Source organism: Tenacibaculum ascidiaceicola (assembly GCF_047470925.1).
In the GTDB taxonomy this organism is placed as follows: domain Bacteria; phylum Bacteroidota; class Bacteroidia; order Flavobacteriales; family Flavobacteriaceae; genus Polaribacter; species Polaribacter discolor.
The window spans coordinates 20,026-33,632 of the sequence record NZ_JAZKJP010000005.1 but is presented as its reverse complement, the minus strand read 5'-3'; the positions used below and the strand labels follow the sequence as shown (position 1 = coordinate 33,632).

General features: G+C 30.7%; 15 protein-coding genes. 5 read left to right on the top strand and 10 right to left on the bottom strand.

Translation table 11 applies throughout. The features are described 5' to 3' along the window. The first annotated feature begins 98 nt into the window (after window positions 1-98). The 5 genes from VBY68_RS04575 (at window position 99) to VBY68_RS04555 (ending at window position 4,149) form a co-directional block, all read left to right on the top strand. Window positions 99-1,889: an ATP-binding protein gene (locus VBY68_RS04575; RefSeq protein WP_415269030.1), complete on the top strand. Its 1,791-nt coding sequence runs from the start codon at window positions 99-101 to the stop codon at window positions 1,887-1,889. A 3-nt stretch (window positions 1,890-1,892) separates the two neighbouring features. Beyond that, entirely contained in the window at window positions 1,893-2,537 is a 645-nt protein-coding gene (locus tag VBY68_RS04570) for a response regulator (protein WP_274641361.1), read from the top strand. 109 nt (window positions 2,538-2,646) lie between these two features. Beyond that, window positions 2,647-2,988, top strand: a complete 342-nt coding sequence (locus VBY68_RS04565; RefSeq protein ID WP_099215376.1) for a zinc ribbon domain-containing protein — start codon at window positions 2,647-2,649, stop codon at window positions 2,986-2,988. A 36-nt stretch (window positions 2,989-3,024) separates the two neighbouring features. Then, window positions 3,025-3,444: a hypothetical protein gene (locus VBY68_RS04560; protein WP_124591213.1), complete on the top strand. Its 420-nt coding sequence runs from the start codon at window positions 3,025-3,027 to the stop codon at window positions 3,442-3,444. A 162-nt stretch (window positions 3,445-3,606) separates the two neighbouring features. Further along, entirely contained in the window at window positions 3,607-4,149 is a 543-nt protein-coding gene (locus VBY68_RS04555; RefSeq protein ID WP_099215378.1) for a hypothetical protein, read from the top strand. Here VBY68_RS04555 and VBY68_RS04550 read toward each other — a convergent pair. The 10 genes from VBY68_RS04550 to VBY68_RS04505 form a co-directional block, all read right to left on the bottom strand. Further along, window positions 4,146-5,144: an SAM-dependent methyltransferase gene (locus tag VBY68_RS04550; RefSeq protein ID WP_415269029.1), complete on the bottom strand. Its 999-nt coding sequence runs from the start codon at window positions 5,142-5,144 to the stop codon at window positions 4,146-4,148. The two genes, VBY68_RS04555 and VBY68_RS04550, sit on opposite strands and share 4 nt — an antisense overlap. A 19-nt stretch (window positions 5,145-5,163) precedes the next feature. After that, a complete protein-coding gene (locus tag VBY68_RS04545) occupies window positions 5,164-5,889 on the bottom strand; it encodes an aspartyl/asparaginyl beta-hydroxylase domain-containing protein (RefSeq protein ID WP_099215380.1) in 726 nt (241 codons plus the stop codon). 155 nt (window positions 5,890-6,044) lie between these two features. Continuing rightward, window positions 6,045-7,187, bottom strand: coding sequence for a geranylgeranyl reductase family protein (locus tag VBY68_RS04540; RefSeq protein ID WP_415269028.1), 1,143 nt, complete (start codon window positions 7,185-7,187; stop codon window positions 6,045-6,047). 55 nt (window positions 7,188-7,242) lie between these two features. Next, the gene (locus VBY68_RS04535; protein ID WP_415269027.1) at window positions 7,243-8,256 is read right to left on the bottom strand and encodes an endonuclease/exonuclease/phosphatase family protein; all 1,014 of its coding nucleotides are present in this window, start codon (window positions 8,254-8,256) and stop codon (window positions 7,243-7,245) included. After that, complete coding sequence (locus VBY68_RS04530; protein ID WP_099215383.1) at window positions 8,257-9,117, bottom strand: rhomboid family intramembrane serine protease; 861 nt, start codon at window positions 9,115-9,117, stop codon at window positions 8,257-8,259. It lies immediately after the preceding gene. Window positions 9,118-9,158: 41 nt separating this feature from the next. After that, window positions 9,159-9,896, bottom strand: a complete 738-nt coding sequence (locus tag VBY68_RS04525) for a rhomboid family intramembrane serine protease (protein WP_099215384.1) — start codon at window positions 9,894-9,896, stop codon at window positions 9,159-9,161. An 8-nt stretch (window positions 9,897-9,904) separates the two neighbouring features. Continuing rightward, entirely contained in the window at window positions 9,905-11,758 is a 1,854-nt protein-coding gene (mutL, locus tag VBY68_RS04520) for a DNA mismatch repair endonuclease MutL (RefSeq protein ID WP_099215385.1), read from the bottom strand. Window positions 11,759-11,762: 4 nt separating this feature from the next. After that, complete coding sequence (locus tag VBY68_RS04515; RefSeq protein WP_121145717.1) at window positions 11,763-12,041, bottom strand: riboflavin synthase subunit beta; 279 nt, start codon at window positions 12,039-12,041, stop codon at window positions 11,763-11,765. Window positions 12,042-12,218: 177 nt separating this feature from the next. Continuing rightward, window positions 12,219-12,725, bottom strand: coding sequence for a 6,7-dimethyl-8-ribityllumazine synthase (gene ribH / locus VBY68_RS04510; protein WP_121145715.1), 507 nt, complete (start codon window positions 12,723-12,725; stop codon window positions 12,219-12,221). Then, window positions 12,725-13,507: a tetratricopeptide repeat protein gene (locus tag VBY68_RS04505; protein WP_124591222.1), complete on the bottom strand. Its 783-nt coding sequence runs from the start codon at window positions 13,505-13,507 to the stop codon at window positions 12,725-12,727. Before VBY68_RS04505 ends, ribH begins: the two co-directional genes overlap by 1 nt. Window positions 13,508-13,607: the final 100 nt, after the last annotated feature.

Below are 13,607 nucleotides of genomic sequence, written 5' to 3'. Positions count from 1 at the left end.
TAATTGAGATGAGAATAGGTTACTTAAAAAAAGGAACAAGGTTGTTATTTGTAAAACAAGTTATAATCACAGTCCTTTTGTTTTTTACTTTTAAAGCAATGTCACAGTCGGAAGGTGTGCAAGGGTTTAAAGCTTTTGGAGTAAACCCTACAATACCTAACGATTCTCTTTTTTTTAAAATTAATACTGCAGAAAATTTTAAAGCTAAATATGACGCCACATTTGATCTTATAGAATTTCATAGAGAAAAAGGAAACTTAGATTCTATAATATACTATGGGAATAAACTGTATACAGAAACAACTAAGAATAAATTAATAGACAAAGAAAATCATTTATCAAAGGTTTCAAGTATAGTTGCTGAAGGAAAGTTAGAAAAAGGACTTTTTGACGAGGCTTTGAAGTGGTTTTTTAAAGGAATAGAACATTCAAATAGTGAGTTGAATGATGAGTTGTTTATCAAAAATAGAATAGGACTAGGAATAGTAAAATATGTTAGAGGAAAAGAAGAGGAAGGAAAAGCAATCTTAGAAGAATGTATTGAAAATGCTCCAAACGAAAAGCTAAAGCACGATGCTATTTTTGAGCTAGGTTTTATTTATTACACAAGAAAAGAGTTTGAAAAAGCAAAGGAAAACTATGAGAGAGCAAGATTATTTTATGTAGCAGAAGGCTTTGTAAAAGAAGCATTGAAAACTGACTTATGGCTTGGTAGAATATTACAAAAGGAAGGTAAAATAGATGAGGCATTAGATCTTTGTTATAATGTTTTTAACAAATCGTTATCCAGAGGCTTCTATACCTTATATGCTAAAGCAGGGAATGTAGTAGGTAATTTTTATTTAAAAGAGAAAGACTATGAAAATGCCAAAACTATATTATCTACAGTATATATAAACTCTATTCAGTGGAGAAATTTAGAAATAGAAAGAAGAGCTATTTTAGGTCTTCAAAATGCTTATGCTGAAACAGGAGATTATAAAAACGCACATGCTTTAATGACACAATTAAACCGTGTAAACAATGAAATTTTAGTAAGCCAAAATAAACAGCAAGTCAATGAGCTGGAAGTACAGTATAAAACACTAGAGCAAAAACAAGAAATAGAGCGACAAAAAACAATGAAAGCGTATATTTTAATAGTCTTTCTTATTGTATTAATACCTGTACTTGCTCTATTATATGTTTACTATCAAAAGCTTCAAACACAAAGTAAACTTAATAAGACTTTAGAAGAAGTAAACCAACAAAAAATAACTACGTTACTTAAAGATCAAGAGTTAAAGTTGGTAAAAGCTTCACTGGAAGGGCAGAATAATGAAAGAAAGCGTATTGCTAGAGAGTTACATGACAGTATTGGAGGGAACTTAGCAACCATAAAATTGCAACTATCTAATAAGAGTAAATTAGAACAAGAAAGTCTTATTAAACAAGTAGATGAAACGTATAATCAGGTAAGAGAATTGTCTCATAATTTAATGCCTAAAAAGTTTAAAGATTCCGCTTTTACAACAATTATAACAGAGTATATAAACAATGTTAAAGAGCTATCTAAAGAACGAATAACGCTACAAATTCATCCGGCAGATGAGGTGGATCAAATAGATGAGAACTTGAAAGTAGAACTTTATAAAATAATTCAAGAATTATTGACTAATGCATTAAAGCATGCCAAGGCAACACAAATAGATATTCAACTTTCCGTATTTAATAATATAATACAATTACTTTTTGAAGATGATGGTGTTGGGTTTGATCAAGAAAAAGTAAGGTACGGACTTGGGTTTCAAAATTTAAAAGATAGATTAAAAACAATTAAGGGAAATATTTTAATTAACTCTTTTCCAACTAGAGGAACAGTGATAGATATTGATGTACCTTTAAATTAATATATGATGACTTATAATATTATTTTAGTTGATGACCATAAAATGTTTTTAGACGGATTGTTGAACATTTTTAATAATGAAGATGTTTACAATATCTTATTAACGGCAAACAGTGGTGAAAATGTAATAAAGTACATAAAAACAAATCCAGATCAACATATAGATATTGTTATTAGTGATATTTCTATGCCAGATATAGATGGTATTACATTGAACGATTATATAAAAAAAGAACGTTCAGATATCAAAACATTAATTGTTAGTATGCATACAGATACAGGGATGATAGATGCATTAATAAAGAATAATGTTGACGGATACCTGTCTAAAAATGCAACACAATCTGAATTGCTACAAGCAGTACAAACTATTCTTAATGGTGAAAAGTACTTCTCACAATCTGTACGAGAAGCTTACATGGAAAATGTTTTTAATAAAAGAAAAGAAACGTCTGTAATGTTAACGGCAAGAGAAAAAGACGTACTTAAATTAATTGCTGAAGAATATACTACACAAGAAATAGCAGATAAACTCTTTTTAAGTAAGCATACTATTGAAAGTTACAGGAAGAATTTAATATCAAAACTCAACGTAAAAAACCTAGCAGGATTAACAAAATACGCAATAAAACTAGGGCTTGTAGAGTAATAATTTAGCATACCCCCTGAAAACAGGGTAATAACTTTCACTAGTTTCAGTCTATTTAAATAATAGATACTCCCTCATCTTTGTACCGTAATTAATAAGTAATAAAGTTATGGTCATTTTTGGATGGCGAGAAGCCAAAATAAACATACAACCAGTAAACAATCATAGTTGCAATTATTGTAATACACCAGAACGATTGTTTATACAAGTAAACAGACTGTATGCACATATATTTTGGATTCCTGTTTTTCCATTATTCAAAAAAACATACAGTATTTGCGGACATTGTAAATTAGAAATGAGCAAAAGTCAAATGCCACCAGATTTACAGCGAAAAGCAAAAGAATATAAGCAAACCAGTAAAACTCCTTGGTGGATGTTTTCAGGGCTTATCATCGCAACTTTTTTAATGCTGTTTATGTTTTCTTCAGCACTTTTAATTCATAAATAATAAAATCAATATAAACCATTTAAATTTTAATTAAACATGATTTACGGAATCTCATTAGTATTTTTAAGTATTGTGGCAGTGCCATCTTTAATCTTATCAAAAAAACCAAATGCTAAAGAATTATTAGAAAAAATAGAGCCTTACCAAGGATGGATTGGTCTTATCTTCTGTATTTGGGGAATTTGGGGAATTATTTCAGCTATTTTAAACATAGGTTGGTTAACTACGGCACCAATATGGTGGGGAACTTTCTTAGCAGGTAGTATTGTTGAGGCAGGGTTAGGTTTTATGTTAGGATACGGAATGATAAACAAATTATTATTATCAAAAAATCCTGAAGCTAGAGAAAAAGCAGAAATATTGAGAGGGAAGATTGCACCGAAACAAGGAAAGTTAGGGTTATTAGGAATAGCTGTAGGAGTGTGGATGATTGTTGCTTCATTCATCTTTATATAAGCTAACTAAAATAAAGAAAGAGAAAAAATATAACATTGTAAACTAAGGCTTAAATAAGGTAGGGGTGTGGGGTTTCTATCAAAAAATCAAAAAAGCCTTGTTTGCAATGTTTTTACATAAACGTCAAGAATTTATTTTATAACCTGATAAAAGATATTTGAAATGAAAAGGGTAAATAATATTTTAGGGGTAATTGTAGTATTTATAATGTTTGCAAGTTGTCAGAAAGAAACTCCGCAAAAAGTTGTTGAAAAAACAGTACTAAAAGCCAATCTATTGATGGCTAATTATGGTATAGGGTATTTTGAGCAACTTAAAGAATTACAAAAAAATGAATATCTAAAGTACTATGATAATGATGGAGAAGAATATGCAGCAACATATTCTCAATATCTTCATAAAGTCACCATACCAGACCTTGAAAGAAGTTTAAGAGATATTCAGAATTTAGAGGTAAATGAAGATTCAAAAGAGTTAATAAATGCTTCAATTGAATTATTTGAGTTTTGTATAGACTTTTATAAAAAGGACTATGCAGAAATAGCATATATGTATGATGAGGGAAAATCTCAACAAGAAATTAACCAGTTAATCAAAGAGTTTAAAGCCAAGAGCCTAGAAGAGTTTGAAGAAAAAAACTTAGAACTAGACGAGGCAGCAAAGAAATATGCTGAGAAAAAAGGAGTAAGCTTGAAGTTTGTTTAAACAATTTTTAAATCAAGCTTAGGATTAACACCAATTACATATTGAGATTTAATAGTTAAGGATTCTTTTTTGTTGTTGGAAACATCCTTAATATACTTAGGAATAGTTAAGCCACTTTCATTTATAATAAGTTCCTCATTTTTATAAATTGTAATTTCTGTCATCACCACAATTTCACTAGCTGTAGAAAGTTCTTTCTCTTTTAAAACCGTATGCTTTTTAGTAAAACTTAATTTGTTTGAAGTTTTTTCAAACAACCAATCATTCGAGTTCATGGCTTCTTTACTAACTTCAAAAACCTTGTCATGTTCGCGATAATATTTTTGTTGAATGTCGGGTTTAATATTTTCAGAAGAGCTTGTACCAATAGCTAACGTAATTTTCTCAGGAATAAAAACAGTATCTGAATTAGACTGACTCATTAAGTTATAAAAAACAGAAACTTGTTGCTCACTATCCAATGCACGTTGCATAGTTTCACTCACAATAATATCTGGAGAAAAGTTTTTAGGGAATTGGTATTTTGTAGCGTCTTGATTTATAAAGTTGATATTATTGGTTTCTAAACCTAACTTTTTAATTGTACTTTTCAAAACTTCAAAACTTAGAGGATTTACCTCTAAAAGTGTGTATGTTATATTCCAATCAGCATACTTCAATATAAAAGGAAGTATAAGCGAAGCAAAAGGGCCAGTACCAGCATAAAGAATATGTAGTGAGTCTTTTTGATAGATTTTCTCTTGAATAGCAACCTCAATTCCTCTAATAAACTTATAGGTTCTTACCAAATCATCAAGACAATTTGCAGCCCATAAAGTGCCTATCGCTACACCATTTTCAAGTTGAACATTATTTCGATGTTCTACATTATTTATAGCTTCATTTGAAATTCTAAAGAGTAATTGTTTATACTCTTTTAAAGCAGAAGAATAATCAGACGTTTCTTCAAAGAATTGAGAGGTAATATGTAGTAACTCTTTTTTAAAATTTATCATAAGCTATTATAAGAGTAGTTTATTTTGATGTAAGTTTTAATAACTTCTGTTCCATTTCCATAATAAGTTTTTCTGAAGCAGGCTCATTGTTACGCTTTAGTTCGTTTAAGATAAGACGTATTGTTTCTGGTGAGTCAATTTCTTCTTGTATAGGTTGAAAGCTATCTTTTGGAGCAAGTGAAAAGAACAAAGAATCTGACCACTCGTTCCTTTCTGCATCAATAACTAAGTGTACACGATCTTTATTTCCTTTGTTGGCAACAGAATGCACATAATTTACATTCGTATACCAACATTCTCCAGGTAACATATTCAGTTGCTTATCATTTAAAATAAATTCAACCTTGTTATTTGTAATAATCGGAATATGTAAGCGAAAGTTGCCATCTTCATAACCAAGTTTGTAATCACGATGAGGTTTTATTTCTGCACCAACATTCAAACGAAGCAAGCGAGCAGATAAAATAGGGCATTGAAAAGAGTTAATGACCTCTCTAAAATAATTACAATTATTCATTATGGGAGTTTCCTGGATAGTACCATTATCATTTTGAAAAGCAAAAATGTTAGAAGTGTCACCATTATTAGTATATAAAGGAATTGCTTTCCACTCACCTTCATATCCAGATTTGTTAAAATGAGGAATCCAATGTTGATTTACAACTAAAGAATAATCATGTAATAATTTATCTGCATCAAACAGAAAAGGAAGTTTTAAAGATGTAGTAGTTTTAATTTCTTTCACTAGAATGTAAAATTTAGAGATGTAATAGTTTTACAGCAAGTTAAAGTAAAAAAAGCAGACAAAATATTTTTTGAGAATAAGTGCTAACTTTTTAAGTATAAATGAAAGAATATTAAAAATAAAAAAAGCAACCTTTTTAGGGTTGCTCTCTATTTTTAAGAAACTAAATCTTTAATTCGTTTCGTAATTGTTTTTTTAATGTCTTTAGGATAACTTCTATCCCCGTGAAAAACATCAGCCATAGCTTCGCTAAACTGTTGACCGTATTTTTTTAACACAATATTTCGAATACTTTTTTGTTCGTAAAACCACTTAGAAAGCCATAAGCCAGTTTTTATTTCAGGAAGTAGGTTTTCAGATATTTTTTCTAGGTATAATTTTGCAGCTAATTCAGGCTCTTTTTTACTCTCAATTATAGCTTCAGCAGCCAATTTACCACTGTAAATAGCATTAGAAATTCCTTCTGCAGTAATAGGATCAGCAAAACCAGCAGCATCACCAATTAAAAACACATTGTTTTTAACAAATCCGTCTGTTCGAGGAGAAACAGGAATTTGAAATCCATGCTGAGATTCGCTAACAATATTTGTAATATTTAAAGTTTTTAAATATTGTTGATAGTGTTCCTTTAAGTTAATTTTAGTTCTTCTAGCGGAAGCAACTCCGATAGACAAATGTTTTTTCTTCGGAAAATTCCAAGCATAACCATAAGGAATAGCATCAATATCAAAACGAACTTCTTTAGATAAACGTTCAAAGTCTTCATCAGAAACCTCTACTTCATATTCTAAAGCAGGAATTAATTTACGAGTATCTTCTTTCCATCCAGCCATTTTTGCGGTTGGACTTAAAGCTCCGTCTGCAGCAATAACAAAATTAGCAGTAAAATTCCCCTGAGAAGTTTCTAGAGTAATAATATCATCAGAAAAAGATAATCCTTTTAATTTATGATTTTCTAATAACGTAGCTCCAAATTCTTTTGCTTTTTGAGTAATTAGATTGTCAAAAGAATCACGCATAATCATAGAAATAGTTGGTTTTTCTCTATGCGTTTTAAAATGAAGTTTTTCTCCAAGATAAATATCAACAGTATGGAACTCTTTTTCAACTACCTCCTTAATATCAAAAGGTAGATTTTTACGTCCTCTAAAAACAAAACCTCCTCCGCATGTTTTATAGCGAGGTAAAGTTTCTTTTTCAATAATAACAGTTGAAATACCTTTTTGTGCTAAATAAAAGGCTGTTGAAGCTCCTGATGGTCCGCTGCCAATAACAGCAACATCGTAATGTTGTTTCATAGGTTAGTTTTTAAATCGGTTAAAAATACACTTTTATACCGAAATAAAAATAAAATTACCAATGTAAGCGAGCCATAACAGGGTAGTGGTCTGAAAGTTTTATGTCTCCGTAAGTTTTAAATTGGTTAATGGTAGCTTCTTTATCCGTTAAAACAAAGTCGATACGCATAGGGTAGATGTATCGGAAAGATTTACCTAAACCAATTCCACATTCAATAAAAGCATCTTTTTTATCAGTAGCCAATTGTTTATACGCCCAAGAATAAGCTGTGTTATTAAAGTCGCCACAAACAATTTTTTTGCCTTTCCAAGAATACTCATGTTGTTGGATTAATTCAACCTGACTTACTTGTTTTACAAAACCATTTTCTAAACGTTTAAATAAACGCTCTGAACTTTTTTCTCCAAAATTTTCTTTTTTCGGGTTCAGTTTTAACGATTCCAAATGTACATTGTATACACGAATAGTGTCATTTTTAACAAGAATATCAGCAAAAATAGTGTTGTTAGCACTTTGTTTAAAATCAAGAGAACCGGAATTTATAATTGGGTGTTTAGAGTAAATAGCTAGTCCGAATTTATTCGTTTTCGTCTTTGTTTTTATGTATTTGTACGGAAGTTTAATATCTAACATTTTAGAGTTGTAAAATTCCTGTACAGCAATAACGTCCGGATTCTCATTATTTATGAATTCGTAAATTTTCTGTTCGGTAGTTACATCATCTTCATGCTTGTAATGATTAAATAAATGAACATTATAACTCATTATTTTTAAATCATCATTTAAGATTACTTCTTTGTTAGAAAATTTAACCAGTGGAGTAGAAATAAACCATCCTAAAGCTAAAACAAGTAGTGGTAAAAAAGCATTTTTATGCATTTTAATAAGCCAATACACAAAGAAACCAATGTTAACGATAACTAAAAATGGAACAAACAACCCAAAAACAGAGAGAAAGGGAATTGTTTGCGGAGATACGTACGGAAGTACATATGATAGCAATAAAACAGCTGCAAAAACTGAATTGATAAAGAATAAAAACTTATTAGCTATCGAAAACTTTTTCATCTAATTTTTTCCTTGTTTAAATAAAAACTCTTTTTCACTTTTACTTAACGTGTCGTACCCAGATTTACTAATTTTATCTAAAATAGCATCTACTTCTTCTTGGTTTCTTGTTTTATCAACGTTTGGTTTAGGTGTTTTATTACCAGATTTATAAACTGTTTTGAGTTTTCTTTCTCTTTTAGAAAAAAGTTTGTTTATCGATTTAAAAATATCCAGTTCCTTGTTACTAGCACTACGAACGTAGAAAAAACCTAATAATGCACCTCCAAGGTGTGCTAAATGTCCGCCAGCATTACCAGCAGGAATTTGAATAATATCAATAGCAATCCAAATACAAGCCAATACCCACAGTTTTACAAAGCCTATTAGCGGAAACTTTAATTCGTAATTAGGTATATAGGTAGCAATACCAATAAAGATGGCAGAGATACCTGCCGAAGCACCTAATAAAACACTATTATGTGCTACATCTTGTAAGGCAGGGAAAAAATTATAGCTAGCTATGAAAATAATACCTCCAAAGAGAGTTCCTAATAAATAAAAACTAAGTAACTGCTTAGGAGTAAAATATTGTTGAAATAAATGCCCAATATAAAATAAAGCAATCAGATTGAATAGAATGTGTAAAAAACTAGTGTGTAAAAAACCATAGGTAATAATAGTCCATGGTTTAACAATAAAATCATCAAAGTTGGCAGGTAACGCAAGCCATTCTACTAAAAAGTTAGTTTTAGATTGAAAAAGAAATCCAAAAGTATTGGTAACAAAAACAAGTAAGAAAACAGCTAAGTTTACGTAAATTAATTGCTCAACAATTCCTGCATGTTTAAATCTATATTTTAAGTTATCGAGTATATTCATGTTTTATGACTTCTTGAATAAAGACAAGTTAAGTTACTAAATTAACGAAATTTAAATTGATTTTTTTTCCAATACCATGCAATAATAAAACCTATTATAGCACCACCAATATGAGCGAAATGTGCAATGTTACCAATAGAATAGCTTGTCATACCAAAGAATAAATCACTTAAAATAATCAAAGGAATAAAGTATTTGGCAGCAATAGGAACAGGGAAGAAAATCAACGCTAATTTTGCATCAGGATAAGTTAATCCAAACGCAACTAAAATTCCATAAATAGCACCTGAGGCACCAACGGCAGGAGTGTGGTATAAACTATAAAATTCACTCATAGTTTTATTTGATAAAGTAATTAAACTATCGTTATACTGTCCTGAACTTAAAATATTTTGAATTTCAGCAGGAGAAACTCCCATGCCAACTAGTTGTTCATAAATTCCATTAAATTGATAATAATTTGCAAAAGTGTAAATTAAACCCGCACCAATCCCCGCAGAAAAATAAAAGAATAAAAATTTATTTCGTCCCCACATTTGCTCAAGCGGAGTACCGAAAGCCCACAAACCATACATATTAAAAAGTAAATGAGCAGGACCACCATGCATAAACATGTGTGTAATGTATTGCCAAACCCCAAAATGTTCATTTTTAGGATAATGCAAAGCAAATAGATTGGTTAAAATATCAGTAGAATCTAAATTTAATAGCTGAGGAGCAAAAAATAGAATCACGTTAATGATTATTAAATGCTTTATGGCTTGCGTTAATCTAGGCATATTACTTTTTATTTATTAAAAATGGCATCTATTTCATTTAAAGCTAATGTTTTAAACGTAGGCTTACCAAATGGTGAAATATTAGGTTCTTTACAAGAAAACAAGTTGTTTACTAAATTTTCTTGCTCTTTTGGGCTTAATGAAGTTCCTGTTTTTATAGCTAGTGATTTAGCAAATGATTTAGCCATTACGTCAAAGTGACTAAAGCTAGTGTCAGGTACTTCAAGTTTAATATCATCTAATAACTGCTCTAAAATAAGTGTAATTTGACTTTCACTTATTGAGGTTGGAATTCCTGCAATTACTACACTTTCTTTGGTGAACTCATCAAACATAAAGCCAGCACTCTCTAAATCAGACTTTATGCTATATATCATTTCTATATCAGACGAAGAAAAAGAAATATTTACAGGAAACAGCAGTTGTTGACTGCTTGCTTCTTTAACAGTAATGTTTTCTAAAAATTCTTCATACAATACACGTTGATGTGCTAAAGATTGGTGAATTAATACGACTCCTGATTTTATAGAACTCAACAAGTATTTTTTTTGAATCTGGAAGGTTTTTCCAGTCTCAGTTTCTTGCTCAGGTTCAAAGAGTTGTTCTTGTTGAACAGGCTCAATAGTTTCAGTATTTGTATATAAAGCTTCCCAACTTCCAGTATCTTTTTTAAAGTTGGATTGATAACTGTGTGTTGTACTACTTTTTGGTGAACTACTTGTATTAGAAGGCTCTTTATAACTAGTTTCAGTTTTAAAAGGGTTAAATGTAGGATCTACAGTTATTGGAGGAACTGAAGAGTTACTTTTTTTACTATAATCGTAAGGAGTATCTAAAGTAGAGTCTCTATCAAAATCCAAAACAGGAGCTACATTGTATTGCCCTAAACTATGTTTAACTGTAGCACGTAAAATAGCATATAACGCTTTTTCGTTATCAAACTTAATTTCTGTTTTTGTTGGATGAATGTTAATGTCAATCGTGTTAGCAGGTACTTCTAAATATAAAAAATATGAAGGATGTGAACCACTTTCTAATAAACCTTCAAAAGCATTTACTACAGCATGATTTAAGTACGAGCTTTTTATAAAACGGTCATTCACAAAAAAGAATTGTTCACCACGTTTTTTCTTAGCAAACTCTGGTTTAGCCACAAACCCATTAACAGTAATAATATCGGTTTGCTCATTAATAGGAACAAGTTTTTCATTCATTTTAGTTCCAAAAATAGCTACGATACGTTTACGTAAATTACTTTTCTTTAAATGATAAACTTCGTTGTTATTATGATGTAATAAAAAAGAAATGTTTGGGTGTGCTAGAGCTACACGTTGAAATTCATCAACAATATGGCGAGTTTCAACAGTGTCGGATTTTAAAAAGTTACGACGAGCAGGAATGTTAAAAAATAAGTTTTTAACAGCAATACTGGTACCCTTAGCAGTTGTAACTACTTCTTGAGAAGTTATTTCACTACCTTCAATTTTTATTTGTGTACCTAACTCATCATCTTCTTGCTTTGTTTTTAGCTCAACATGTGCAATGGCAGCAATAGAAGCTAAAGCTTCACCACGAAACCCTTTGGTGTTTAGGTTGAATAAATCTTGTGCATCTTTAATTTTTGAAGTAGCGTGACGTTCAAAACTTAAACGAGCATCGGTAGCACTCATTCCTTTACCGTCGTCAATTACTTGGATTAAAGTTTTTCCAGCATCTTTTAACAATAGGGTAATAGAAGTAGCACCAGCATCAATAGAGTTTTCAATCAACTCTTTTACTACAGAAGCAGGGCGTTGAACGACTTCTCCAGCAGCAATTTGATTAGCAACATGATCAGGTAGTAACTGTATAATATCTGACATTTAATTATTTTTTTGGGAAAAAGATTGAAAGGTCAAAATCAATAATAAATAAAAATATTAGTGTTAAAACCAAGGCTATAACTACTATAGTTTTATTCAGTTTATAACCAGAATCTTTAAACTCGTCAAAAGCAGCATTAAACTTTCCCTTTAAACTTTTTCTTTTTCCAACAGTAGTTCTATACTCATCAAATTTATGTTTTACTTGATAAGGATTACTGTCCCCTTTATAATAACGAGGTTTGTAATCGAACTTTTTATTTTCTCTTTTGATAAATCCCATAAAATTGTTGCTTCTTTAATAGCTTAAGTGGAACAAAAATCACACCAAATAAGACGAGTTCCAAAGTTACTGAATTATAGAGAGGTGGTCAAAAAAAGTGTATAAATTAAAGTTAAAAAGCGTCTAGATTGTGTAACCTAGACGCTTTTTAATAATGTTTATCTAAAAGAGAATAAATTAAAAACCTAATGAACTTGATGGACGTTCTTGATTTTTAATTGCTGCCATTTTAACAGCTGCTACTGCACATTCAATTCCTTTATTTCCTAGTTTACCGCCCGAACGATCAATAGATTGTTGCTTAGTGTTATCAGTTAATACACAGAAGATCACAGGAACATCATACTTAATGTTTAAATCTACAATTCCTTGCGTTACACCTTCACAGACAAAATCGAAATGTTTGGTTTCACCTTGAATCACATTCCCAATGGCTATGATAGCGTCAAGTTTTTGTGTTTCGATCATTTTTTTGCATCCATATACTAATTCGAAACTACCAGGAACATCCCATGAGACGATGTTTTCTTCAGTAGCTCCACAATCTAGTAAAGTTTCAATAGCACCTTTGTGAAGGTTTTTAGTGATTTCAGGATTCCATTCTGAAACAACAATCCCAAATCGAAAAGGTTTCGCATTTGGGATTGTTGCTTTATCGTAATAAGATAAATTTGTTGTTGCCATTATTGAGCGTATTTTGCACTGTTGATATATTTTTCAATATCTCTTCCTTGATCAGAATCAGCGTATTTTTCTTTAATGGTTGTATAAAATTTTTCAGCTTTACCATACTCTTTTAAGTTCATTGCAACTTGAGCTGCTTTGAATAAAAATAGAGGAGTAGTAAATTGATTGTCTTTTTTGTTCGCTGCTTTTTGATAGTAATCTAAAGCATCTTCAGGCTGGTTAATATCAGCAAAAGCATCACCAATAGCTCCTAAAGCAGTAGGTCCTAATAACTCATCGTCAGAACTAAAATCACTTAAATACTCGATAGCTTCTTCGTATTTTTTCATTTTTAAGTAAGAAATACCTGCATAGTAGTTTGCTAAGTTTCCTGCTTTTGTTCCTCCAAATTGATCAGCAATATCAATAAAACCATATTTACCATCACCGCCCTCTAAGCCTAATGTGTACAATGAGTCAGCAATAGCACCTGCAGATGTACTTGCTTTTTCAAAGAAAGTACGAGGATAAGCTAGTTCGTTAGAAGCTTCTTGTTGTGTTGGCTCAGCAATAAATTTATTGTAAGCTAAGTACACTAAAATTAAAGCTGCAACAGCTACTAATCCGTAAAATAATGGCTTGCTATTTTTTTCAATCCATTCCTCTGATTTATTCGCAGTATCATCTAAAGTGTTAAATACTTCAGCTGTAGTACTTTGTGTTTCATCAAATGTTTCTTCTACTTCTTTTGTAACCTTTTCTTTCTTAGGTTTGTAACCTCTTTTCTTGTATGTAGCCATAGTTGCTTAAAAAATTAGTGGCGACAAAAATAGTTTTTTTAATTGGATTTTAAAAGTCGTTTTTTCGTAAATTTTCGATAATTTGCGCTTTCTTTATAGT